The organism is Mesobacillus sp. (genome assembly GCF_047739415.1).
Lineage (GTDB): Bacteria > Bacillota > Bacilli > Bacillales > Cytobacillaceae > Mesobacillus.
Genome location: NZ_JBIQOE010000140.1, coordinates 1 through 23,544 on the forward strand (window position 1 = coordinate 1; position 23,544 = coordinate 23,544).

23 protein-coding genes and 1 other annotated feature are annotated in these 23,544 nt (G+C 44.0%); of the genes, 1 reads left to right on the forward strand and 22 read right to left on the reverse strand.

Annotated features, from left to right (window positions below; all coding sequences use genetic code 11):
• Positions 1-204 precede the first annotated feature (204 nt).
• The gene (locus ACH0QE_RS11035; RefSeq protein WP_415800732.1) at positions 205-855 is read right to left on the reverse strand and encodes a DedA family protein; all 651 of its coding nucleotides are present in this window, start codon (positions 853-855) and stop codon (positions 205-207) included.
• 295 nt (positions 856-1,150) lie between these two features.
• On the opposite strand from ACH0QE_RS11035, the gene ACH0QE_RS11040 reads away from it, so the two are divergent.
• Positions 1,151-2,164, forward strand: a complete 1,014-nt coding sequence (locus tag ACH0QE_RS11040; RefSeq protein WP_415800733.1) for a DUF3231 family protein — start codon at positions 1,151-1,153, stop codon at positions 2,162-2,164.
• Between the two features lie 101 nt (positions 2,165-2,265).
• Here the strand turns inward: ACH0QE_RS11040 and pyrE are convergent, their stop codons facing one another.
• From pyrE to ACH0QE_RS11145, 21 genes are all read right to left on the reverse strand, one after another.
• Positions 2,266-2,901: an orotate phosphoribosyltransferase gene (gene pyrE, locus ACH0QE_RS11045; protein WP_415800734.1), complete on the reverse strand. Its 636-nt coding sequence runs from the start codon at positions 2,899-2,901 to the stop codon at positions 2,266-2,268.
• Positions 2,898-3,614, reverse strand: a complete 717-nt coding sequence (gene pyrF / locus ACH0QE_RS11050) for an orotidine-5'-phosphate decarboxylase (protein WP_415800735.1) — start codon at positions 3,612-3,614, stop codon at positions 2,898-2,900. The genes pyrE and pyrF overlap by 4 nt, the downstream gene beginning before the upstream one ends.
• Positions 3,586-4,527: a dihydroorotate dehydrogenase gene (locus ACH0QE_RS11055; protein ID WP_415800736.1), complete on the reverse strand. Its 942-nt coding sequence runs from the start codon at positions 4,525-4,527 to the stop codon at positions 3,586-3,588. The genes pyrF and ACH0QE_RS11055 overlap by 29 nt, the downstream gene beginning before the upstream one ends.
• The gene (locus ACH0QE_RS11060; protein WP_415800738.1) at positions 4,524-5,297 is read right to left on the reverse strand and encodes a dihydroorotate dehydrogenase electron transfer subunit; all 774 of its coding nucleotides are present in this window, start codon (positions 5,295-5,297) and stop codon (positions 4,524-4,526) included. Before ACH0QE_RS11060 ends, ACH0QE_RS11055 begins: the two co-directional genes overlap by 4 nt.
• Positions 5,294-8,506, reverse strand: a complete 3,213-nt coding sequence (carB, locus tag ACH0QE_RS11065; RefSeq protein WP_415800739.1) for a carbamoyl-phosphate synthase large subunit — start codon at positions 8,504-8,506, stop codon at positions 5,294-5,296. The genes ACH0QE_RS11060 and carB overlap by 4 nt, the downstream gene beginning before the upstream one ends.
• Entirely contained in the window at positions 8,493-9,590 is a 1,098-nt protein-coding gene (locus tag ACH0QE_RS11070; RefSeq protein WP_415800740.1) for a carbamoyl phosphate synthase small subunit, read from the reverse strand. Before ACH0QE_RS11070 ends, carB begins: the two co-directional genes overlap by 14 nt.
• Positions 9,587-10,870 (reverse strand): dihydroorotase, encoded by a 1,284-nt coding sequence (locus ACH0QE_RS11075; RefSeq protein ID WP_415800741.1) that lies wholly within the window; start codon positions 10,868-10,870, stop codon positions 9,587-9,589. Before ACH0QE_RS11075 ends, ACH0QE_RS11070 begins: the two co-directional genes overlap by 4 nt.
• On the reverse strand, positions 10,833-11,777 hold the full coding sequence (locus tag ACH0QE_RS11080; RefSeq protein ID WP_415800742.1) for an aspartate carbamoyltransferase catalytic subunit: 945 nt from the start codon (positions 11,775-11,777) through the stop codon (positions 10,833-10,835). Before ACH0QE_RS11080 ends, ACH0QE_RS11075 begins: the two co-directional genes overlap by 38 nt.
• A 177-nt stretch (positions 11,778-11,954) precedes the next feature.
• A complete protein-coding gene (locus ACH0QE_RS11085; RefSeq protein WP_415800743.1) occupies positions 11,955-13,274 on the reverse strand; it encodes a solute carrier family 23 protein in 1,320 nt (439 codons plus the stop codon).
• 147 nt (positions 13,275-13,421) lie between these two features.
• Positions 13,422-13,964: a bifunctional pyr operon transcriptional regulator/uracil phosphoribosyltransferase PyrR gene (pyrR, locus tag ACH0QE_RS11090; RefSeq protein ID WP_415800744.1), complete on the reverse strand. Its 543-nt coding sequence runs from the start codon at positions 13,962-13,964 to the stop codon at positions 13,422-13,424.
• Positions 13,965-14,173: 209 nt separating this feature from the next.
• On the reverse strand, positions 14,174-15,085 hold the full coding sequence (locus tag ACH0QE_RS11095; RefSeq protein ID WP_415800745.1) for an RluA family pseudouridine synthase: 912 nt from the start codon (positions 15,083-15,085) through the stop codon (positions 14,174-14,176).
• Positions 15,057-15,548 (reverse strand): signal peptidase II, encoded by a 492-nt coding sequence (gene lspA / locus ACH0QE_RS11100; protein ID WP_023614969.1) that lies wholly within the window; start codon positions 15,546-15,548, stop codon positions 15,057-15,059. Before lspA ends, ACH0QE_RS11095 begins: the two co-directional genes overlap by 29 nt.
• A 369-nt stretch (positions 15,549-15,917) precedes the next feature.
• On the reverse strand, positions 15,918-16,205 hold the full coding sequence (locus tag ACH0QE_RS11105) for a hypothetical protein (protein ID WP_415800746.1): 288 nt from the start codon (positions 16,203-16,205) through the stop codon (positions 15,918-15,920).
• 157 nt (positions 16,206-16,362) lie between these two features.
• Positions 16,363-19,122 (reverse strand): isoleucine--tRNA ligase, encoded by a 2,760-nt coding sequence (gene ileS / locus ACH0QE_RS11110; RefSeq protein ID WP_415800747.1) that lies wholly within the window; start codon positions 19,120-19,122, stop codon positions 16,363-16,365.
• An 81-nt stretch (positions 19,123-19,203) separates the two neighbouring features.
• Positions 19,204-19,443 (reverse strand) — a binding site (T-box leader).
• Positions 19,444-19,492: 49 nt separating this feature from the next.
• On the reverse strand, positions 19,493-20,014 hold the full coding sequence (locus tag ACH0QE_RS11115) for a DivIVA domain-containing protein (RefSeq protein WP_214909585.1): 522 nt from the start codon (positions 20,012-20,014) through the stop codon (positions 19,493-19,495).
• A gap of 91 nt (positions 20,015-20,105) precedes the next feature.
• The gene (locus ACH0QE_RS11120) at positions 20,106-20,879 is read right to left on the reverse strand and encodes an RNA-binding protein (protein WP_415800748.1); all 774 of its coding nucleotides are present in this window, start codon (positions 20,877-20,879) and stop codon (positions 20,106-20,108) included.
• A gap of 68 nt (positions 20,880-20,947) precedes the next feature.
• Positions 20,948-21,208 carry a YggT family protein gene (locus ACH0QE_RS11125; RefSeq protein ID WP_079508362.1) on the reverse strand — a complete coding sequence of 87 codons (261 nt, stop codon included), beginning with the start codon at positions 21,206-21,208 and terminating at the stop codon, positions 20,948-20,950.
• A gap of 5 nt (positions 21,209-21,213) precedes the next feature.
• A complete protein-coding gene (locus tag ACH0QE_RS11130; protein ID WP_415800749.1) occupies positions 21,214-21,654 on the reverse strand; it encodes a cell division protein SepF in 441 nt (146 codons plus the stop codon).
• Position 21,655: 1 nt separating this feature from the next.
• Positions 21,656-22,342 carry a YggS family pyridoxal phosphate-dependent enzyme gene (locus ACH0QE_RS11135; RefSeq protein ID WP_415800750.1) on the reverse strand — a complete coding sequence of 229 codons (687 nt, stop codon included), beginning with the start codon at positions 22,340-22,342 and terminating at the stop codon, positions 21,656-21,658.
• Complete coding sequence (pgeF, locus tag ACH0QE_RS11140; protein WP_415800751.1) at positions 22,342-23,172, reverse strand: peptidoglycan editing factor PgeF; 831 nt, start codon at positions 23,170-23,172, stop codon at positions 22,342-22,344. Before pgeF ends, ACH0QE_RS11135 begins: the two co-directional genes overlap by 1 nt.
• 68 nt (positions 23,173-23,240) lie before the next feature.
• Positions 23,241-23,516 (reverse strand): YlmC/YmxH family sporulation protein, encoded by a 276-nt coding sequence (locus ACH0QE_RS11145; RefSeq protein ID WP_415800752.1) that lies wholly within the window; start codon positions 23,514-23,516, stop codon positions 23,241-23,243.
• Between the last annotated feature and the right edge of the window lie 28 nt (positions 23,517-23,544).

A 23,544-nucleotide genomic window follows, 5' to 3' on the forward strand; every position in this document is an offset into this window, starting at 1 on the left:
GGGCCGACCGGTGAAGTCGTTCTTTGACTTCATTGTGCGGACCGAAGCGTCTCGAGGGGCTAGGCGCTGGAGCTGGATTAAGAAAACTTCATGAAGTTATCCACAACTCAAAAATTTTATAGTTTCCTTAACTACAAGAAACCCGCCAGGTAATCCACCGGCGGGTTTTGTTTTTAGCTGACCATTAAACTCATATTTGTCATGCTAAGAGGATAGTGCCTCTTTTTTCTTTTTATATTGTTTCACAAAACCAATGATGGCAGGAATAAAAGCAGTAGAAGATACCATCAATAAAGTAATGAATAAGTTTTTCTCTACCCAGGCAATATTCCCTAGTAAAAATCCTGCAGTTAACCAGAACGCAGTCCAAACAATTCCTCCCATAAGATTGTAGCTCAAAAATGTTCTGTACTCATATCCTGTGTAACCTGAGACAAACGGTACCGAGGTTCGCATGAGAGGGACAAAGCGTGAGGAGGTGATGGCTATTCTTCCATAGTCAGACAGAAAAGTTCTTGCTTTACCAATCGATTTATCTGAAGTAATCCGATCTAGAAAATGGTTAGGTGATTTTAATTTCCCAAGCTGCTTGCCTATGAAGAAATTCTGGCTATCACCCAATATGGTTGCAACCGCAAATAGGATAAACAAGCTATTAAAATCCAAACCTCCGGTAGCCGCCAGAGTACCGCTGGCGAACACCATTGAATCCCCTGGCAAAAATGTCAGGATTACAAAAGCCGTTTTAAAATAAATAATCAAAAACAATAGTATATAAATAGCTGCCCCATACTCATCGATATAGTAGTGGAGACTATTATCAAAGTTTTTCAGCAACTGAATGATTTGATCCATTAGTCAATCCCCCTACTAGATCTCTGGTTTTAATATTTCGTTATATAACTATTGAAACATTCTTATGTCATATTGCCAAACGGAAGACCAGACTAAATTCTTTTTTAAGATTAAATAATACCCAACTGATTTTGCCCTATTCTCCTTGATACACAGCCTGTCTATTACGAGTAGAAAATGTTATTGGATAAAAAGATATTTATCTTCGAATAATATAATGACGTCACACTAGTAATAATTTTTAAAAATACATACGTACATGTTAAATTGTGATTCACAGTTGGAGGTTTTTTTCGTGGAAGATATTAACCATAACGTTAGCCTGACATCAGGGGAATTAGCGAATCTCTGGACTCAATACATGAATGATTCACTAACTATTTGTGTACTAAATCATTCCATAAAAAATGTAAAAGATGAAGACATCAAGGAAATCCTTCAATTTGCCCTTAGCATTGCCGAACCTCATATTGTGAAAATCAAAGAGTTTCTGAAGCAAGAAAATTACCCGGTTCCAAAAGGGTTTTCAATAGAACAAGATATTAACCTTAATGCTCCCCCCCTATTTTCAGATACTTTTATGTTGGTATATATGCATATCATGACGTTACATGGGATGACAGGCTATGCCGGAGCTGTAGGAACTTCAGTCCGCGCAGACCAAATCACCTATTTTATTCAATCCAATAAGGAAGCCATGGAATTATACGAACGAACTGTTCACTTAATGCTAAAAAAAGGCTTATACAGCAGAACACCACATATCAATAGTCCAGAAAAAGTAGATTTTGTAAACAATAAAAGTTATTTAGCTGGCTGGTTTGGAAAAAAGCGTCCATTAAATGCGATGGAAATTAGCGGGTTAAGTTTCAATATGCAAAAGACTGCAGTAAAAGTTGTGTTAGAAATTGGATTTGGACAAGTGTGCCAATCAAAAGAACTTCAGAAATATTTTAACAAAGGGAGAGACATCTGTAAGAAACATTTTGAGACTTTTAGGTCATTTTTAATTAAAGACAATTTGTCTTCTCCAAATTTGTGGATATCAGAAGTTAGCAATTCAACTGTATCTCCATTTTCAGACAAACTGATGTTATTCCATATCGTCACATTAGTTTCTGCAGCTGTTGGGTTTTATAGCGCAGGTTTATCAGTATCACAAAGACGGGATCTTGCTTTGGAGTATACAGGACTTGTTACAGAAATCGGATTATATGCAGAAGATGGAGCACAGCTGTTAATAAAAAACGGATGGCTTGAGCGGCCACCGATGGCTGATGATAAAGATGAGTTGTCTAATACCCAGTAAATAGTTTCTATTAACTGATAAGTTACATGACCATTGGTCCAACCATTCTATTTATTTAAAATAAAAAACATGCAGCCTTTAATTCAGGGCTGCATGTTTCTTTATTTATTCTTAGCTACTCCCCATTCAGATGGATCCTTCCGCCATTCGGTCAGGCTATCAAGATTCTCCTCTGTGATCAGCCCTTTTTCCTCTGCCAATTTTGCAAGAGTCGTAAAGTCAGTGAGCGAATACGCTGAAATTTTTGCTGATTCGAGTTTCTGCTTCCCTTTTTCCAATTCATATGTAAAGATCGAGACGACCCCTAGCACTTCGCAGCCTGATTCTCGCAATGCCTCGACTGCTTCAATAACACTGCCTCCTGTGGAGATTAAATCCTCGACCACAACGACCTTCTGGCCTTCGATTACCTTTCCTTCAATTTGATTTCCTTTTCCGTGTCCCTTCGCTTTAGAGCGGACATAGCTCATTGGCAGATCAAGCAGTTCGCTGACCCATGCAGCATGCGGGATTCCAGCCGTAGCAGTACCTGCGACCATTTCTGTCTCAGGAAAATGCTCAGAAATCAAGTTTTTCAGTCCCTCAGCAACTTTCCTGCGTACTGCAGGGAATGACAGGGTCAGACGGTTGTCACAATATATTGGGGATTTTAGGCCGGAGGACCATGTGAACGGATGATCCGGCTGCAAGCTGACGGCTTCGATTTCAAGCAATGCTTCTGCTATTTCCTTTTTCATTGGTATACACCCTTCCATTCATTTTTGATTGCCAGGTAGCTCTCAAGGGGATTTGCGGCACGGGTAATCGGCCTTCCAACGACGATTGCCGATACCCCCTGTTTCCTCGCAAATTCAGGCGTTGCTGTCCGCTTCTGGTCCTGCAGAGAACTTTCAGTTGGTCTGATGCCCGGGGTAACGGTAATAAAATCCGTGCCAAACCGCTCATGGATCAATCCTGCTTCATGCGTGGAACAGACTACGCCATCAAGGCCGGATTTTTGTGCAAGTTTCGCATAATTTAATACCGATTCCTGCAAACCTGCTTCAATTTGTTGTTCCTGCTTAACCTGGATTTCAGACGTGCTTGTAAGCTGGGTGACTGCGATGCAGCAGGGTCTCTTTTGTCCAGGAGCTGTGCCAGATTCCAGCCCCTCCAGTGCAGCGCTCATCATTTCCGATCCCCCGGCAGCATGGACATTGACAAGGTCACATCCCAGTCCTGCAAGCACCTTCATCGAGCTCTTTACAGTATTGGGAATATCGTGCAGCTTCAAGTCCAGGAAGATGTGATGTCCCTGCTTTTTCAACTCTTCGATGATGGACGGTCCCTCGGAATAAAAAAGCTCCATCCCGACCTTCACAAATAGCTGTTCGTGCTCAAAAGGCTTCAGGAACTCCATCACCTGACCTTTTCCTGGAAAATCAAGGGCGATAATAAGCGAGTCTTTCATTCTTTTTCCAGCTCCTTCCCGTTAACTCCGAAATATGGTCTGCTCCCATCTTTGCTAGCATCTCAGTTAATTCCTCTATGATTTTCGGACAAATAAATGGATCAACAAAGTTCTGTGTTCCAACGGCAGCAGCACTTGCACCGGCAAGGAAAAACTCGATGACATCTTCAGCAGATTGAATTCCTCCCATTCCAATGATTGGAATCGATACGTGCTGGCCGACTTCATAGATCATCCTGATGGCGACTGGTTTCACAGAAGGACCCGACAAGCCGCCGGTTTTATTTGCAAGAATCGGCTGTCCTGTCATAAGGTCGATTCTCATGCCAAGCAAAGTGTTGATCATCGTAATTCCATCCGCGCCTCCATCTTCAACTGCTCTGGCGATCTTTACAATGTCTGTTACATTCGGGGAGAGCTTTACATACACAGGCACTTCAGATACTTCTTTTACCTTTCTGGTAAGTGCCTTGGCCATATCAGGGTCCGTGCCAAATGCGATCCCGCCTGTTTTAACATTTGGACATGATATGTTTAGTTCAAGAGCATGGACATTCGGAGCCTTTGACAATTGTTCTGCTACCTTTACGTAATCATCTTCCGTTGAACCAGCGATATTCGCAATGATTGGCACATCGAACTGCTCAAGCCAAGGAAGCTCTTCATTCAAGACCTTCTCAAGTCCAGGGTTTTGCAAGCCAATTGCATTCAACATCCCGCCCGGCGTCTCGGCAACCCTTGGAGTCGGATTTCCGAATCGTGGTTCCGGAGTCGTCGCTTTTACCATGATTGCCCCAAGCAAACTCAAATCATATAACTGGCTGAACTCTCGCCCAAAGCCGAAGCAACCTGAAGCCGGCATTACCGGATTTTTTAAATTGAGACCTGGCAGCTGGATCGATAGCGAACTCATATGACAACCTCCCCTGCTTGGAAAACTGGTCCATCGCTGCAGACCTTTTTATATGAAAACCCTTTTGGGTCTTCTTGCGTATGGCAGACACATGCAAAGCAAGCTCCAATTCCGCATCCCATCCGCTCTTCTAGTGACAAGTATGTTTTAGGTGCATAATGTCCATTCTCGATTTCCCGCAACATTGGTGTCGGACCGCAAGCAAAGACAATATCTGCTTGAGCCTCTAACCCATCAAGAATATCAGTGACAAATCCTTTTCTTCCAAATGATCCATCAACAGTCGCCACATAAACCTCTCCGAATTCAGCCAGCTCTTTTTCGTAAAAAACAGCGTTGAATGACTGGAATCCGATAATGCTTATGACTTTTACTCCTTTACGGGCCAGCTGCTTAGCCAGCTCATACATAGGAGGAACACCAACGCCACCGCCAACCAGGACGGCGGTCTGTCCCGCGTATGCTTCATCTGCCGGAAAGCCATTGCCCAGTGGCCCCAGGACATCGACTGACATTCCTGGGGATTTTTCGGCAAGCAGAGAAGTTCCCCTTCCCTGCCTCCTGTAAATTATCGTGAACGACCCATCATTGATTGAAGCGATGCTTATCGGCCTGCGCAGCAGCGGATCGAATCCGTCTGCCACCTTTACATGAACAAACTGTCCGGCCTGTGTCATTTCCGCGGAAAGCTCACCTTTCAGTACTAGTTCAAAAATGTTGTCTGCAATTTGTTTGTTGCTCACTATTTTGCAGTTCTCCTGCCTGATCATGAAAGCACACCTTCTTTGGCTGCCTCCATCGGCTTTAGGGCTTCTGCTGAAAATGTCATAGATTCTATGACTCTCAAAATCGCTTTTGCTGTATCTAGTGAAGTCAGGCATGGTACACCATTTTCAACAGATTCGCGGCGGATTCTGAATCCATCACGTTCTGGCTGCTTGCCTTTTGTCAGCGTATTGATGACCATCTGTGCTTCTCCTTTTCTGATTACATCAATCAGGTTCGGTCCATCTGAGCCGATCTTTCCTACTGTTTTCACCTTAATGCCTACATTCTCCAGGTATTGTGCTGTACCTTCTGTCGCCATCAATTGATAACCAATGTTCGAGAACCTCTTCGCAAGTGCCAATGTTTCTTCTTTATCCTTATCTGCGACTGTAAGCAAGACTGTACCGAATTCCTTTATTTTCATACCAGCCGCTATCATACCTTTATATAAAGCTTTCTCTAGTGTTGTATCCTTGCCCATAACTTCCCCGGTAGACTTCATTTCCGGTCCGAGCGTGATGTCTACCCGGCGTAATTTTTCAAATGAGAACACTGGCACTTTCACAAAAACTCCAGCCTGCTCTGGTACAAGTCCAGTTTCGTACCCCTGCGCTTTCAGGCTCTGGCCAAGGATGACCTTCGTTGCGATTTTTGCCATCGGGACATTCGTAATTTTACTCAGGAATGGTACCGTACGGCTGGAACGCGGGTTCACCTCGAGCACATAGACCTCTTCATTTGCAATTACATATTGAATATTTAGCAAACCGACAATGTTCAGCCCTCTTGCAAGATCGATTGTATAGTTTACCAGCTTTTGTTTCACTTGCTCGCTGAGGCTTTGCGGCGGATAGACTCCAATTGAATCACCAGAGTGGACGCCGGCTCTTTCGATATGCTCCATGATGCCCGGTATCAGTACATTTTCTCCATCTGAAATCGCATCTACCTCTACTTCTTTTCCAGTCAGATAACGGTCGATCAGCACGGGATATTCCGGATTGACCTTCACCGCGTTTTTCATATAATGCAGAAGTTCATCTTCCTTATAAACAATCTCCATGGCCCTTCCGCCGAGCACGTAGGATGGACGCACCAAGACCGGATAGCCGATTTCTGCGGCAATCAACGCTGCTTCTTGAACTGATTTTGCCGTGCTCCCCTTTGGCAGCGGGATATCAAGGTTCGATAGTGCGTGTTCAAATTTGTCGCGGTCCTCAGCACGATCCAGATCCTCCAGGCTTGTTCCGAGAATTTTCACTCCCCTGTCAACAAGCTTTGAAGCCAGGTTGATTGCTGTTTGCCCGCCGAATTGAACGACAGCCCCAATTGGTTTTTCGAGATTGATAATGTTCATGACATCCTCGATGGTCAGTGGTTCGAAGTACAATTTATCCGAGATGCTGAAATCTGTAGAGACCGTTTCAGGGTTGTTATTGACGATGATTGCCTCATAACCGGCTTCTTTGATCGCTTTTACGGAATGGACGGTTGCGTAATCGAACTCGATTCCCTGTCCGATCCTGATTGGCCCGGAGCCCAGTACAATGACGCTTTTTCTTTCTGTCACTACTGATTCATTTTCTTCTTCATATGTGCTATAAAAATATGGTGTTTCCGACTCGAACTCAGCTGCGCATGTATCGACCATTTTAAAAACAGGGATCAGACTGTTCTCAAGCCGCCACTGGTATACTTCCTGTTCTTCGACATTCCACAGATTGGCTATTACCTTATCGGAAAATCCTTTCTGCTTTGCTGATTTGGCTGTTTCCAGGTCAAACTTCCTTGCAGCAAGCTCTTGCTCAAAAGCTATTAATCTCTCTAATTTATGAAGGAAAAATAAATCGATTTTGCTCCAGCTATGAAGAGTGTCAATGGAAATGCCTCTTCTAATTGCCTCTGCTAGGTAAAATAATCTCTCGTCCCCAGCCTTGCGAATTCTCTTTTCAAGCAATTCATCATTGATTTCGTTTTGATTATTCAAAGAAAGGTGGATCACATCGGCTTCAAGGGAACGAATCGCTTTTAGCAGCGACTCTTCGAAAGTGCGCCCGATAGCCATAACTTCACCGGTTGCTTTCATCTGTGTTCCAAGTGTACGGTTCGCTGACTCGAATTTGTCAAAAGGCCAGCGCGGGATTTTTGTTACGACATAATCAAGTGCAGGCTCGAAGCAGGCATATGTTTTACCCGTCACCGGATTCAGCATTTCATCAAGTGTCAATCCAACAGCTATTTTTGCTGCAAGCTTTGCAATCGGATAGCCAGTCGCTTTTGATGCCAGGGCAGAGGATCGGCTGACTCGCGGATTCACCTCGATCACATAATAATTAAAGCTGTCAGGGTCAAGTGCCAGCTGGACATTACAGCCGCCTTCTATTTTCAGGGCCCTGATGATTTTCAAACTGGCATTCCTCAGCAGCTGGTATTCGCGGTCACTCAATGTCTGGCTTGGTGCCACAACAATGGAATCTCCTGTATGGACTCCTACCGGATCGAAGTTCTCCATGTTACATACCACAATGGCATTGTCGTTGCTGTCACGCATCACTTCATACTCGATTTCCTTGTACCCGGCAATGCTCTTTTCGAGTAAACATTGTCCTACTGGGCTGTTTTTAATGCCGCTTGACACAATCTCAATCAATTCTTTTTCATTGCTGCAGATGCCGCCCCCAGTGCCGCCCATTGTAAAAGCAGGGCGAACAATAACTGGATATCCGACTCTCTCCACAAAGGTATAAGCCTCTTCAAGGTTGTGGATGATGTCGCTGTCTGGGACCGGCTGTCCGAGCTCGTTCATCAGGTTTCTAAACAGCTCCCTGTCCTCCGCCTGGTTAATCGCTTCTAGCTTTGTACCGAGGACCTTCACGCCACATTCATCTAAAACACCTGAGTTAGCCAGCTCAACAGCAAGGTTAAGTCCTGTCTGTCCCCCAAGTGTCGGCAGGATGGCATCCGGGCGTTCCTTTCGGATGATCCGTGACACAAACTCAAGAGTAAGCGGCTCTATGTATACGACGTCCGCAATTTCCGTGTCAGTCATGATGGTTGCAGGATTCGAATTGACGAGGATGACCTTATAGCCTTCTTCACGGAGTGCGATGCATGCCTGTGTTCCGGCATAATCGAATTCTGCTGCCTGGCCGATAATGATTGGTCCTGATCCTATGACTAAAATACTGTTAACATCTTTACGCTTTGGCATTTATGACGGCCTCCTTTTTTTCTGCTTCAACTAGTTCAAGGAATTGGTTGAATAATCCGTTCGCATCTTCCGGTCCTGGTGAAGCTTCCGGGTGATATTGGACAGTGAATGCTGCAGCGGTTTTATGGGCAAGACCCTCAATCGTTCCATCATTCAATGCTATATGTGTAACCTCAAGTTCGGTCCCTGTGACAGAGCCTTCGGTAACTGTATATCCATGGTTTTGCGAAGTCAGTGCTACTTTCCCTGTTCGCAGATCTTTTACGGGATGGTTGGAGCCCCGATGGCCGAACTTCATTTTCTCTGTATTTGCACCGCAGGCAAGCGCGAACAGTTGGTGACCGAGACAGATCCCGAACAAAGGAACCTTGCCAAGCAAGCCCTGTATCATTTCGATTGCTTCTGGAACATCCTTCGGGTCCCCAGGTCCATTTGATAGCATGATGCCATCTGGACTAAGGCTAAGAATTTCTTGGGCAGTTGCATTGTAAGGGACGACAATCACATCACAATTTCGGTCATTCAGTTCTCTCAAAATCCCATGCTTCATGCCAAAATCAACCAGTACAACCCTGTGGCCGCGACCTGGACTCGGATAAGCTGTTTTTGTAGATACTTGCTTGACCTGATTGTTCGGCAGGGTTTTGCTTTTAAGAGCGGCGATAATCTCCTGGGGATTTTCATCAATCCCGCAGATTGAACCCTTCAAGGTTCCATGTTTTCGAATGATTTTTGTCAGCTTTCTAGTATCGATCCCAGCTATGCCCGGAATGTTTTTCATTTTAAGATAAGCGTCCAGAGACAATTCAGAGCGCCAGTTGGATGGAAATTCAGCATTTTCCTTCACGACGAGCCCCTGGACAGCTGGACTGATTGATTCAAAATCATCCCTGTTGATTCCATAATTCCCGATTAGCGGATATGTCAATGTCACAATTTGCCTGCAGTATGATGGATCTGACAGAATTTCCTGGTAGCCAGTCATTCCTGTGTTGAAGACCACTTCCCCAATCGTCGCTGTCTCACTTCCAAAGCCTTCCCCAACAAAAACAGTTCCATCTTCCAAAATCAACTGCTTCTTCATGCCGTCACAACTCCCTTTTCCCAGACTATCTTTCCTTCAGCAATCGTCAGTACAGGCCAGCCCTTGCAGCTCCAGCCTGCGAATGGTGTATTTTTTCCTTTTGATAAAAATTCATCTGGATTGATTTCTTTTTCTTCATCAAGATCAATGATTACAACATCTGCTGGTGCTCCAGCCTTTAGCTCTCCATAAGGCAGTCCAAATGCTTTCGCGGGTTTGACAGTCAAAAACTCAATCAACTGCTTTAAGGTAATGATGTTCGTTTTGACCAAATGTGTATATAAGAGCGGGAATGCTGTTTCAAGCCCGACAATCCCGAATGGCGCTAGCTGGATTCCCTCGCCTTTTTCCTCACTTGTATGCGGTGCGTGGTCGGTCGCGATAAAATCGATTGTCCCATCCAGCAGTCCTTCGATCAATGCCTCGTGGTCTGCCTTGCTTCTTAGCGGTGGATTCATTTTATAGTTGGCATCATTTCCGGTTATGTCATCTTCATTCAAAAGCAAATGATGCGGCGTTACTTCTGCTGTGACCTTTATGCCATATCTCTTCGCGTCCCGAACTGCCCTGACAGATTCTTTCGTGCTGATATGGCAGACATGGTAGTGGCAGCCTGCCTCTTCCGCGAGCAGGATGTCCCTTGCTATATGTACAGATTCACACACTGACGGGATTCCGTTGATTCCCAGTTCAGCAGCTTTCCTTCCCTCATGGAGAGAACCTTTATTGATCAATGTATTGTCTTCGCAATGTGCGACGATTGCCATATCAAGTTTTGCAGCCCTTCTCATTGCTTCAAGCATCATTCCTGCTGACTGGACTCCCACACCATCATCAGTCAGGGCAAATGCACCGGCTTCTTTTAATTCTGCAAAATTCGTTAGCTCCTGGCCTAGTTCACGTACAGTAATAGAGGCATATGGCAGAACCCTTACGGAAGCTGTTTCCTCAATTTTTCTCTGAAGCCATTTCATCTGGTCTTTTGAGTCCGGAACAGGCCTTGTGTTAGGCATTGCGGCTACTGTTGTGAAGCCGCCCCTCGCTGCAGCCAGTGTCCCTGTAGCAATTGTCTCTTTTTTCTCGCCGCCTGGCTCACGGAGATGAATATGCAGGTCAATTAATCCTGGCGCCACCAGCTTACCTTCTGCATCAATAATTTGCTGAGCATCTGCAGAGATTTGAGTGCCAACTTTTGTGATTCTTCCGTTTTCTATTAAAATATCAAGTGATTCAAACCCGTTTTCAGTAACTAGTTTGCCATTTTTGATTAGCATCGACATATTCCATTCCCCCATTTCTATTTTCAAACGCTCTTGTTAACACTGCCATTCTAATGTACACACCATTTTCCATTTGTTTAAAGATACGTGACTTTGAACTTTCAACTAGCTCGTCTGCGATTTCGACGCCTCGATTGACCGGTGCAGGATGGAGGATGATGCTTTCTTTTTTCATAAACCTTTCTCTTTCAAGCGTTAAACCATAGTTTCGGTGATACTCATTCTTATCAAACAGGAGTTTTCCATCATGCCGTTCATGCTGTACTCGTAGGAGCATGACCACATCAGCCAACTCGATCGCCTCATCTACTGACATATAGCAGCAGCCAGCAGAAAGCTGATTTTGATCCACCCAATCCTCAGGTCCTGAAAAAATCACTTTTGCACCAAGCCTGACAAGTGCGTCTGCATTTGACCTTGCAACACGACTATGGAGGATATCACCGATGATCGTGACTGTAAGCCCGGTAAAACTTCCGAATTCCTGCTGGATTGTCATCAGGTCAAGCAATGATTGTGTTGGATGATGCCCTTTTCCGTCGCCAGCATTGATGATTGGGATTGAAATCCCTTTTACAAGTTCTGAAAAATAACTGTCCGCACTATGTCTGATCACGACCGCGTTGGTGCCAATCGCTTCTAGTGTTCTAACGGTGTCATACAAAGTTTCACCCTTCAGCACACTGGAGGTCTGTACCTCAAACGGGATTACCTCAAGTCCAAGCTTGCGTTCAGCCATCTCGAAGCTCGACTTTGTCCTTGTGCTTGGCTCGTAAAATAAATTGCTGATGAACAGCTTCTCTTTTGGCTGCCAGGTCTTCCCTCTGGCAAATTCACTCGCAGACAGAATAATCTCCTGTATTTCTTTTGCGCTAAGCTGTGATGTCGTCAGTAAATCCCTTTTCATCGCTGATCCCCCCTCCATTTTTGCAAGAAAAAAAGCACCCGTTTTCTGTTCAACAGGGTGCTTAAGCATGAGTTTCCCGGCATAAACCCGGAATTTCCGGGTTTGTGTCCATCTTGAATAAGCCGGTTCACTCATAACACCCTTTTAAGCCTCTCTGGACTTTATTAAAAGGTGGTACTATGCTACATCGTTCTTTTTCTCAGTTTTTTTTTCTTCTTCCATTTCAAACATGTCTTCTTCGACTTCCGGGCGACCAGGCAGTACAAGGTTAAGAATGACACCAATTAGAGCAGCTAAAGCCATGCCATGTATTTCAAAGTTTTCATTTAGCTTAATGAATGCTCCGCCAATCCCGATAACCAGGATGACCGATGAGACGACCAGGTTACGAGTATTGCCAAAGTCAATCTTGCTGTCGACAAGCATTCTCAAACCTGATGAAGCGATGATTCCGAACAACAGGATGGAGACGCCGCCCATAACCGGTGTTGGGATTGAGCTGATCAATGCCGTAATTTTGCCGATGAATCCGAATACTGTTGCGATGATGGCTGCTCCAAGCAGAACATAAACGCTATATACTCTAGTAATTGCTAGGACACCGATGTTTTCACCGTAAGTTGTCTTTGGCGGTCCGCCAATCAAGCCCGAAATCATCGTAGCCATTCCGTCACCCATGATGGAGCGGTGAAGGCCCGGCTCTTTAATATAGTCTCTGCCGACAACCTTGCTCAGTACAAGCTGGTGGCCGATATGCTCTGACAATGTAACGATTGCTACCGGAACCATCAGCATGACGATTTCCCAGCTGATACTTACATTGTAATGAACGAATGGGAAGATAAAGTCTGGCATTTCAAAGATATCCGCTTTTTTGACTCCGCTGAAATCTACAATGCCTATTGCCATGGAGTATAGATAACCGACAATGATTCCAGCAAGGATTGGGATCATGCTGAGCATTCCCTTTCCATATATCGAGAAGACAATTGTAGCTGCAAGCGTTACTAGAGCGGCTGAGAAATGAATCAAGCTGTACTCAGTAGTGCCTGGAACATTCATTGCCATGCTGACCGCAGTTCCTGCCAGTGAAAGTCCAATAACAATGATGACTGGGCCGACTACAACTGGTGGCAGCAAGCGCATAATCCAGCGGTAGCCTGCCTTCTTGATGATTAAGGCTACAACTCCATAAACCAGTCCTGCAAGGAATGTTCCGATCATCGCGGCACCGGGACCGCCGCCTGCTTTAGCAGCTATGACCGGAGCAATGAAAGCGAAGGATGATCCAAGGTAAGCCGGAACCTGGAATTTTGTGATGATCAGGAAAGCGATTGTTCCAAGTCCGCTTGAGATCAAAGCGATTGCCGGGCTTAAGCCGACCAGGTAAGGTACAAGGATTGTCGCGCCGAACATGGCGAATAAGTGCTGAAGACTAAGTGTGAACCATTGGAATGGTGATGGTACATCTTTAATATCTAGGATTGGTTTGTTCATATTTATTCCCCTCTCTGTTTTAAAAACAAAAACCCTCTTTGCCAGTAGATACAAAGAGGGTATGGGTCTAAAAAAACCCGCACAAAGCCATCAGCTATGCGTTCCCCCTTCTCAGCCTCTCTGGACTGCATTTAAAAAGGGCACTATTTATTTTTCAAAAATGCTTACGCGTTCTTCTTCATCTACTTCCTGTAGTTCTACGACAATTCTTTCGGCACTTGAGGTTGGGATGTTCTTGCCGACAAAATCTGCCCTGATTGGCAGCTCCCTGTGTCCTCTGTCAACCAGCACAGCAAGCTGGATAGTCGCTGGCCGGCCGATGTCAATCAATGCATCCATTGCCGCACGGACTGTCCTGCCTGTGTAGAGAACGTCATCCACCAGTATCACCTTTTTATTCGAGATGTCGACCGGTATATCCGATCCTTTTACCTCAGGCTCCTGGTCATCCGTCTTCTTCGTCAGGTCATCGCGATACAGGGTGATATCAAGCTCACCTACCGGGATATCTGCCCCTTCGATCTCACGGATTCTTTCCGCCAGCCTTTTGGCGATATAAATCCCTCTGGTACGGATGCCGACAATGACGCTGTCTTCGATTCCCTTGTTTCTTTCAATGATTTCATGGGCAATCCTCGTCAGTGCCCTGCGGATTCCCTGATTGTCGAGCACAACCGCTTTTTCAGCCATTTGTTTTCACTCCTTCTCTGTCTATGGTTTGAAAACGGATAAGTAAAAACCCTCTTGTCTGTTTAGGCAAGAGGGTAAACGTGTGGTGTTAGCATGCAACAGAACAACATCATGTGCCTGGTGCAAATCCGTTTCCTTCTCAGCCTCACGGGACTGTCTTTAAAGGACTTATTAAACTATAGTCATCTTAAAATAGATGTTGAACTTTGTCAACGATTTTCTCTAAAATCGTTTAAAAGCTCAACGAAATATTCAGGCAGCGGAGCTTCAAACTCTAGATACTCCCCTGTCCTTGGATGATCGAAGCCAAGCAGTCCAGCATGCAATGCCTGGCCGCCAAGCTCGAGCGTCTTTTTCGGGCCGTATTTCGGGTCTCCAGCCAGCGGATAACCGATGTATTTCATATGAACACGAATTTGGTGTGTCCTGCCTGTCTCAAGCTGGCACTCAACAAAAGTAAAGTCCTTAAACCGTTCGAGTACATTGAAATGTGTGACAGCATGTTTGCCATTATCGACTACTGTCATGCTCTGGCGGTCTTTTTGATCGCGCCCAAGCGGAGCATCGATTGTACCATGATCATGCTGGATATTACCATGAACTAGCGCCTTGTATTTGCGAGTAACACTTTTAGCTACAAGCTGGTTCACCAGGCTTTCGTGTGCCAAATCATTTTTAGCCACCATCAAAAGTCCAGATGTATCCTTATCAATCCTATGGACAATTCCCGGACGGAGTACACCATTAATGCCTGATAAATCCTTGCAATGTGCCATCAGCCCGTTCACAAGCGTTCCAGTCATATGTCCAGGCGCTGGATGGACGACCATTCCCTTAGGTTTGTTCACAACAAGAACATCTGCATCCTCATAATAGATCTCAAGGTCCATTTCTTCAGCAATTACATCTAGAACTTCTGGCTCTGGAATGGTGATTTCCAGCTTGTCATTCAAGCTGCATTTATAATTTGTTTTGACTTGAGCTCCATTGACAAGAACGCTGCCATCCTTGATCCATTGCTGCACTTGGCTCCTCGACCATTCTGCATCAAGTGTCGAAATTACTTTATCTATTCTGTCACCAGCCTGTTCCTCACTGATGATGTGTTCCATTTTCTCCATAAGCTTTTCTTTTCGCCTCTCTCTCTTCCCTGATCATGTCAATCATCAATAATCCTACACCGATCACCAGCGCAGAATCCGCGATATTGAATATAGGGAAATCGTATCCGAAAATATAGGTGTTGATAAAATCCACCACTTCTTTTCGGTATACCCTGTCGATAAAATTCCCAATCGCCCCGCCCAGCATAAAACCAAGCGAAACACCAAGCAGAAGCTTGCCTTTAGCTGCTTTTTGAATATAGACGACAAGGCCAATCACCACAATTATGGTAATGACATAGAAGAACCACATTTGTCCCTGCAGGATTCCCCATGCAGCACCACGGTTACGGTGCGAAGTAATATACAAAAAGTTCTCTATGACCTTTATGCTCTCTCCAAGCTCCATGTTTTTGACAATAAACCATTTAGTAACCTGGTCAAGCAAGATAACAAACAGTGCAATTATGTAATAAAACACAAAGGTACCCTCCACATCAATTCATTACCTTTGAATTTTAGCACATATAAGATTAAAACGACAGATATTATAAGTTTTAGTAAAAAAACTCATAATTACTGATTATTTTTAAATAAGATAGTGGTTTGGAATCATGATTTTAACAAAAAATTAACTACCAAAAAGGGTTTATTGGCGAAAAAATATTTTTATTGGCGAAAAATTGAATTTATTGGCGATAATGAGCAGGTTATTGGCGAAAATCAATATTTATTGGCGACCTGGAAATTATTATTGATTTTCCAGTACATGTCATCCACTGCTCAGCTTCAATATGCATTATTGTACGATTTCTTTTTCGGAAAACCAATCAATCCTCAATACAAAAACTCACGGATATATTGGTTTCCGACAGTATTGTTCTATTTGCTCGAATTCACTCGTTGATCTCGCTGTAGGAATACTCTGCAAAAATTCGTATGGTAAATATTCTCCAGATATCTCGCACTTGCCATACTCGCCAAATTCCATTTTCTCCAACGCAGTTTCAATGTCGTTCAATTCATCAACAATGTATTGCAAAATCCTCTCGTCTTTCTGGCCGTGCTTCAGGTACGCTAACAATTCTGTTCTCGTTTCGCGGAGCTCATTGTAAATGTAATCAAGATTACCTTCCATATATCTGCCCCCGTTCCTGTTTACAGCTATTATTTCCACAGACAGCTTGCTGACTCAATTAAACTTTTTACATGTACTGCAGGATTTCCCAACCAGGATGAGAATTGGCACACATAAAAAAAACTCCGGGCATAAACCCGGAGTTTCATTTTGCATTTTAGTAATTCTCTTTTACCACTGTTGCACATCGTTCACATAGTGTTGGGTGTTCTTCAACTTTGCCGACTTCTGGTGTGACGACCCAGCATCTCTCACATGTTTCGCCTTCAGCTTTTGTAACAACAATCGCTGTATTTTCAAGCTTGATCGCGTTGTCAGGAGCCTGATCGTAGCTTCCTGCCACTTCGAAGCCTGAAACAATGAACAGCTGGCTTAAGTTTTCAGAGATTGTATCCAGAAGTTCTTTTGTGCTGTCATTTACGTACAGAGACACTTTTGCAGTCAGCGATTTACCGATGACCTTTTCGTTCCTTGCTTCTTCAAGAGCCTTCAGGACATCGTCACGAAGCTTCATGAACGCATTCCACTTGTTCTCTAGAGCTTTTGCATTTGCGATTTCCTTTGCTTCAGGCATATCTGTCAGCTGGACGCTGTCTTCGTTCGCAGAAGGAATGAATGCCCATACCTCATCTGCAGTATGCGAAAGGATTGGAGCAGTCAGCTTAACCAACGCTAGCAAGCTTTCATGCAACACAGTCTGGATAGCTCGTCGCTCAGAGTTATCTGCAGCTTCGATATATAGGACATCCTTTGCAAAATCTAGATAGAATGCACTTAGGTCAAGTGTACAGAAATTATTGACCGCATGGTAGACGCCTGCAAATTCATAATTGTCATAAGCATTGCGCACATATTTGATCAATTTGTTCAACTTCACGAGCATGAACTGGTCAACCTCACGCAGCTGCTCGAATGGCACTGCATCTGTTTCAGGGTTGAAATCAGAAAGGTTTCCAAGCAGGAATCTGAATGTGTTACGGATTTTACGGTACACTTCAGCAACCTGTTTAAGGATCGCGTCAGAAACACGGACATCTGATTGATAATCAACAGAAGCAACCCAGAGACGCAGGATATCAGCACCCAACTGGTTCATAACCTTCGCAGGAACGACAACGTTTCCGATTGATTTACTCATCTTGCGGCCTTCGCCATCAAGTGCGAAACCGTGGCTCAGGACACCTTTGTATGGTGCCTTGCCTGTTACTGCAACTGCTGTTGATAATGATGAGTTGAACCAGCCGCGGTATTGGTCAGATCCTTCAAGATAAAGGTCTGCAGGACGCTGGAGGTCATCACGCTCTACTAACACAGCCTGGTGGGATGAGCCTGAGTCGAACCAAACATCCATGATGTCCGTTTCTTTTGTAAAATTGCCATTAGGGCTTCCTGGATGGCTGAAGCCTTCTGGAAGCAGTTCCTTTGCTTCTTTTTCAAACCAGATATTTGATCCATGCTCGCGGAATAGGTTTGATACATGGTCGATGGTTTCGTCAGTGATGATTTCCTGACCGTTCTCAGCGTAGAATACAGGGATTGGAACACCCCATGCACGCTGGCGGGAAATACACCAGTCGCCGCGGTCACGGACCATATTGAATAGTCTTGTTTCTCCCCATGCTGGTACCCATTTTGTTTCTTCAACAGCTTTTAGCAATTCACCACGGAAATCTTTGATGGATGCAAACCACTGTGCTGTAGCACGGAAGATAACAGGTTTCTTCGTTCTCCAGTCATGCGGGTATGAGTGTGTGATGAAACTCAGCTTCAGCAAAGCACCAGCTTCTTCAAGCTTTTCTGTGATTGGCTTGTTTGCCTGATCATAGAATAGTCCTTCAAAGCCTTCTGCTTCAGCTGTCATAACACCCTTATCATCTACAGGGCATAAAACTTCAAGTCCGTACTTCTGGCCAACATGGAAGTCATCCTCCCCGTGCCCTGGAGCAGTGTGGACACATCCTGTACCAGCATCTGTCGTAACGTGCTCGCCAAGCATGACAAGTGAAGTGCGGTCGTATAATGGATGTTTTGCAAGGATCCCTTCAAGCTCTTTACCAGCAAGCTTCTTAACTGTAGAAGCATTTTCCCAGCCGATTTCATTCGTAACTGCTTCTAGTAGTTCTTCAGCAACAAGGAATTTCCTTCCGTCAGCTTCTACGACAACGTATGTCAAATCAGGGTGGACGGAGATTCCAAGGTTTGCAGGAATGGTCCATGGTGTTGTCGTCCAGATGACGATCTCAACATCGTGGTCAAGAACTCCTTTACCGTCTTGGACAGGGAAGCCAACATAAATTGATGCAGAACGCTTATCCTGGTATTCAATCTCAGCTTCAGCAAGTGCAGATTCACTTGACGGTGACCAGTAAACAGGCTTTTTGCCTTTATAGATGTATCCCTTTTTGGCCATTTCGCCGAAAACTTTGATTTGCTGTGCTTCATATTCAGGCTTCAAAGTGATATAAGGATTTTCCCAATCGCCTCTCACTCCCAGACGTTTGAACTGTTCACGCTGGTTGTTGATTTGCTCATAAGCATACTCTTCACATAGCTTCCTGAACTCAGCTACAGTCATTTCCTTGCGCTTTACACCTTTGTTCGTCAACGCCTGCTCGATTGGCAATCCATGAGTGTCCCAGCCAGGTACATATGGCGAGCAAAAACCGCTCATTGATTTATAACGGACGATAAAATCTTTGAGGATTTTATTAAGTGCGTGCCCCATATGGATATCTCCATTGGCATACGGAGGTCCGTCATGCAAGATAAATAGCGGACGTCCTTCTGTGTGTGTTTGAACCTTTTCGTAAATATTCATTTCTTCCCATTTTGCCTGGATTTCAGGTTCCCTGTTCGGAAGATTTCCGCGCATCGGAAACTCGGTCTTCGGCATGAGCAAAGTATCTTTGTACTCCATTAAATTGATCCTCCTATTTTTACCGTAGCAATATTCATGTCAGAAAACGATACTGAAAATAAAAAAACCTCCTCATCCCTGAAAAGGGACGAGAAGGTTTATTCCCGCGGTACCACCCTAAATAGACAAGAATTCATCATTCTGTCCTCTTAGCATTCTTAACGCGAATGTCACGCCTGTGCTTACTGATCCTAAGAGGATGTTCAGCTCGGAACTATCGGGTGATTTTCTGGCTATCCGCTTGCAATGGGCTTCCACCTTCCCCATTTCGCTGAAAAGCAAGCAACTGGAACGCCATACTGTCCCTGTCATCGTTTCTGTCATGTATTGCACTTTGTTATGAAATTATATGCGAAATTGCGTACCTGCGTCAAGCCAGTGAATCTTCTTCTTCTCTTGCAGCGGCCTTCAATTCTGTTGAATCCAATTCATATTCAAGCAGATGATCCCAATCATCGGTGTTCAGCATATCAAGCTGCGCTTCGATCAGCATCTTGAACCTTGTCCTGAATACTTTAGACTGCTTCTTCAACTCTTCAATTTCCAGAGCGATTTTACGTGCCTTAGATAATGATTCATTGATGATCCTGTCAGCGTTCTTTTCCGCTTCCTTGACGATGAGCTTCGCTTCCTTTTGCGCGTTGCGGCGGACTTCTTCCCCTGCTTCCTGCGCTATCACAATGGATTTATTAAGTGTTTCTTCTATATTTGTAAAATGGCCAAGCCTGGAATTCATTTCATTAAGCTTTTCTTCCATTTCCTTTTTTTCACGGATAATTAGTTCATAGTCCTTGATCACCTGGTCAAGAAACTCATTTACCTCATCTTCATCATACCCGCGAAATCCCTTATTGAATTCTTTGTTGTGTATATCTAACGGCGTTAAAGGCATGACGCCACCTCCCATTAAGTTATAATCCTTTATGTACTTAAAGCAATGATTCGACAAATAAACTAAAAATCCTTCTTCTATTACTATATAATTATTTTTTTCTCCCGGCAATAACTCGATATTTATCTTTTTTTGTTTTTCCTTCAATTGTGATCATTTTCGCACGGCCGTATCCACGTGCGGAGATAATATCTCCTTCACCGCATTCAAAAGCAGTATTTTCAATTGCTGTCCAATTGACCTTTACCTGACCTTGCTGGATGAGCAGCTGGGATTTTTGCCGTGAAAGATTGAATAGAGCGGACATGACGGTATCTAGTCGCATTGACGATACTGTAGTCGTCATTTCATTCCATTCTTCAGTTATTCCCACTGCCTTTTCAATTGGAAGCTCTGACAAGCCAATTGATGCCCTGCCTATCGATTCCAATTGAAGGCGAATGTAATCGGCGATTTCGTCTGCTGCGAAAAATTGCACCACATCGCCATCAATCAATATGTCTCCAAATTTACCACGCTTCAAACCGAGGGACATCAGGCTTCCTAAAACTTGACGGTGTTCAATATTCACAAACTTCTTTGCATAATCGATTCCAAAGAGCTTTATCTGGAAATCCTCTTCCTTAGCTTCCAAATACTCAGGAAACAAAAGTGCCCGCTTTCTCTCGGTACCTTTTGCACCCCCAAAAAGCTCCCACTTAACATCCGGATGCTTGCCGATGACTGTGGAAAGTATTTGCTGCTCCCGTGGGTCCAAAAAATCAGTCAATTTCGGAGCATAATTTTGTTCAACATATTCTTTCCAGTTAATGACCTGATCGATAAATTCCCGTTCCTCGGGACGAAAATGCTGGTAAATACTCATTTACGTTCTCCTTTTACACTTAAACATTTATAGAAAAATAAGCAGGGCCTGATTTAGACCCTGCTTAGTTAGAACCATAGTGCTAATTGCCTTAATCCATCAACAGCAAAACGCAATACAAGGAACGCAACGATTGGCGAAATATCAATCATGCCGATTGAGGGAACGATCCTGCGGAAAGGCTCCAGGAAAGGTTCGCAAATACGCGCCAAAAATTGTCCAATTGCCGTTTCTCTCGCGTTAGGGAACCATGACATGAAAATATAGATAATCAGGGCCCACTGATAAAGACTGACTAGCTGAGCTATTATACCTATTACTAAATCCATTAACTCTACCACCTCGACTCTTGGTATTCCCGCTCCTGCATCAGTTCAGAAATATTTCCTGTGACTTCCACATTATCCGGGGTACATAAGAAAATATTCATGCCGATCCGCTGGATATCCCCGCTGATCGCATACACTGTCCCGCTGAGGAAGTCTACGATACGCCTTGCCTGATCCTGTTCGATACGCTGCAAGTTCACAACGACTGCCCGGCGATTTTTTAAATGATCAGCAATTTCTTGTGCTTCCGCATACATTCTTGGCTCCATCAGAATCACCTTTGAAGACTTTTGCACACTCTGCAGGCTTACCACATTCTGTTTTTGCTGGACAGGCTGTTTATTGGGTTTGAAAGGCTCAGCTTCTTCCTCGAGCATTTCCTCATCATTATAGTCATATTCATCTTCCAGGAAAAAAAATGTCTTAATTTTTGATTTTAAGCTCATATTAATGCACCTCCGATTCATTGCCTACCAAGGCAGTGCCAATACGCACCATTGTTGATCCTTCTTCAACAGCTATTTGAAAGTCATTTGACATTCCCATTGACAGTTCATTACATGGTGCATAGTCATACTTGAGAGACTGTATATCTACTTGCAGCCTTTTCATTGTCCTGAAACAATTCCTGATCACTTGCTCATCCTCCGTAAAAGGAGCCATCGTCATCAATCCGCTGATTTCAATATTGGGAAACTGCTTCAGCTCTTGTACAAAACCAATGACATCTTCCGAATTTAAACCATGCTTGCTCTCTTCGCCGGATGCATTGACCTGGATCAGACATTTCACCTTTGAATCGGACCGCTTGTTGATTTCCTTAGCAAGTGAAAGCCTGTCCAATGAATGGATATATGTAACATGTTCGATGATGTTTTTCACTTTTCTCGTTTGCAGTGTCCCGATAAAATGCCAAACAGGCTTGTCCTCTAATTGGCCAATTTTATGAAGCAGTCCCTCATCACGGTTTTCCCCCAGATGGGTGACTCCTGCATCAATGGCTTCCTGGGCCCGCTCTGGAGAAACGTATTTAGTGACAGCAATAATTTTGACCTCATCTTGAATGCGCCCGGCTTTTTTACAGGCATCTGCTATTTGATTCTGGATAACCTCCAGATTTTCTCTGACTTTCATTATGGATGGCTATCCTCCTTCCAGCCGATATAAGCCATCATTCGGCCTGCATTACCCTTATCCCGTCTATGAGAATAGAAATGCTCACTATGGCAGCTAGTACAATAATCGGTTACATGTATATTCCCGTGTCCTACCCCTGTCTTTAACAGGATCTGACGGTTCAATTCCTTTAAATCGAGAGAATATTGACCTTCACTAACTTGATTATATGGTAATATATCGACACCATCTAGTATATTTTTCACTAAATTGATGACTCTCTCATCAACAATATAACATTTTTTGCATATTGATGGGCCAATAATGGCAGAAATTTTTTCTATTTTTGCGCCTTTTTGCTGAAATTTGCTGACCATCTCGGCTGCAATGCCATGAACAGTTCCTTTCCAGCCTGCATGAGCAACCCCAATCAACTTTGTCTCCGGTTCAATAAAATAAAGTGGGACACAGTCTGCAAAACAAAGTGTCAGCAGAATTCCTCGCTCATCTGTCAAAAAGCCATCCGTTCCTGAAAAAGAAGAATCATAAGTCGTTGAGCCTCTACCTTGATCCAATTTTCCAATTTTGGCAATACGAATATCGTGAGTCTGTTCTGCTCCAACCCAGCTAGAAAGAGGAAATTCGATCTTATCGGCCAGCAGGAGACGATTTTCGCAAACAGCATTCTGCTCGTCTCCAACATGAAAGCCGAAATTCAAACCCGAAAAAGCATCCTGCTGGCTCACACCGCCATTCTTCGTCGTGAACCCAACCTCAAGTCCAGGATAACGCTCCATCCACTCTTTAATTTTAAAATATTCCTGACTTACTAAGATGAATGGTTCCATCACTTTTAACCTCACATGTTTTTGTCTAGTTTATCACATACAAACCGCAATACAACAGTATTACGATGTTACTCACCATCGTCAGTTTTCTGTTGCAGATATCCCCCACTGTCTTTATACCGGACTAAAATGACATCTTCACCTATTTTCAGGATATTTGTCCAGGGAATCACAACCTCATCTTCCTTTCCGAAAAATCCCAGTACCTTACCTGAACTCCCAATCACAACAGCTTCGATCTTACCGGTATTTAGATTGATTTCAAAATCTTCTATATTACCAAGCCTTTTTCCATCCGAAACATTCACGACATCCTTAACTTGAAATTCAGTCACCTTAACCATACAGATCCCTCCGGATTTCGCTTTGGCA

Coding starts and splice junctions, on each gene's coding strand:
- ACH0QE_RS11035 (WP_415800732.1), bottom strand. CDS start 855: ATGGATCAAATCATTCAGTTGCTGAAAAACTTTGATAATAGTCTCCAC.
- pyrE (WP_415800734.1), bottom strand. CDS start 2,901: ATGAAAAAGGAAATAGCAGAAGCATTGCTTGAAATCGAAGCCGTCAGC.
- pyrF (WP_415800735.1), bottom strand. CDS start 3,614: ATGAAAGACTCGCTTATTATCGCCCTTGATTTTCCAGGAAAAGGTCAG.
- ACH0QE_RS11055 (WP_415800736.1), bottom strand. CDS start 4,527: ATGAGTTCGCTATCGATCCAGCTGCCAGGTCTCAATTTAAAAAATCCG.
- ACH0QE_RS11060 (WP_415800738.1), bottom strand. CDS start 5,297: ATGATCAGGCAGGAGAACTGCAAAATAGTGAGCAACAAACAAATTGCA.
- carB (WP_415800739.1), bottom strand. CDS start 8,506: ATGCCAAAGCGTAAAGATGTTAACAGTATTTTAGTCATAGGATCAGGA.
- ACH0QE_RS11070 (WP_415800740.1), bottom strand. CDS start 9,590: ATGAAGAAGCAGTTGATTTTGGAAGATGGAACTGTTTTTGTTGGGGAA.
- ACH0QE_RS11075 (WP_415800741.1), bottom strand. CDS start 10,870: ATGTCGATGCTAATCAAAAATGGCAAACTAGTTACTGAAAACGGGTTT.
- ACH0QE_RS11080 (WP_415800742.1), bottom strand. CDS start 11,777: ATGAAAAGGGATTTACTGACGACATCACAGCTTAGCGCAAAAGAAATA.
- ACH0QE_RS11085 (WP_415800743.1), bottom strand. CDS start 13,274: ATGAACAAACCAATCCTAGATATTAAAGATGTACCATCACCATTCCAA.
- pyrR (WP_415800744.1), bottom strand. CDS start 13,964: ATGGCTGAAAAAGCGGTTGTGCTCGACAATCAGGGAATCCGCAGGGCA.
- ACH0QE_RS11095 (WP_415800745.1), bottom strand. CDS start 15,085: ATGGAGAAAATGGAACACATCATCAGTGAGGAACAGGCTGGTGACAGA.
- ACH0QE_RS11105 (WP_415800746.1), bottom strand. CDS start 16,205: ATGGAAGGTAATCTTGATTACATTTACAATGAGCTCCGCGAAACGAGA.
- ileS (WP_415800747.1), bottom strand. CDS start 19,122: ATGGAGTACAAAGATACTTTGCTCATGCCGAAGACCGAGTTTCCGATG.
- ACH0QE_RS11115 (WP_214909585.1), bottom strand. CDS start 20,014: ATGCCTTTAACGCCGTTAGATATACACAACAAAGAATTCAATAAGGGA.
- ACH0QE_RS11120 (WP_415800748.1), bottom strand. CDS start 20,879: ATGAGTATTTACCAGCATTTTCGTCCCGAGGAACGGGAATTTATCGAT.
- ACH0QE_RS11125 (WP_079508362.1), bottom strand. CDS start 21,208: ATGGATTTAGTAATAGGTATAATAGCTCAGCTAGTCAGTCTTTATCAG.
- ACH0QE_RS11130 (WP_415800749.1), bottom strand. CDS start 21,654: ATGAGCTTAAAATCAAAAATTAAGACATTTTTTTTCCTGGAAGATGAA.
- ACH0QE_RS11135 (WP_415800750.1), bottom strand. CDS start 22,342: ATGAAAGTCAGAGAAAATCTGGAGGTTATCCAGAATCAAATAGCAGAT.
- pgeF (WP_415800751.1), bottom strand. CDS start 23,172: ATGGAACCATTCATCTTAGTAAGTCAGGAATATTTTAAAATTAAAGAG.
- ACH0QE_RS11145 (WP_415800752.1), bottom strand. CDS start 23,516: ATGGTTAAGGTGACTGAATTTCAAGTTAAGGATGTCGTGAATGTTTCG.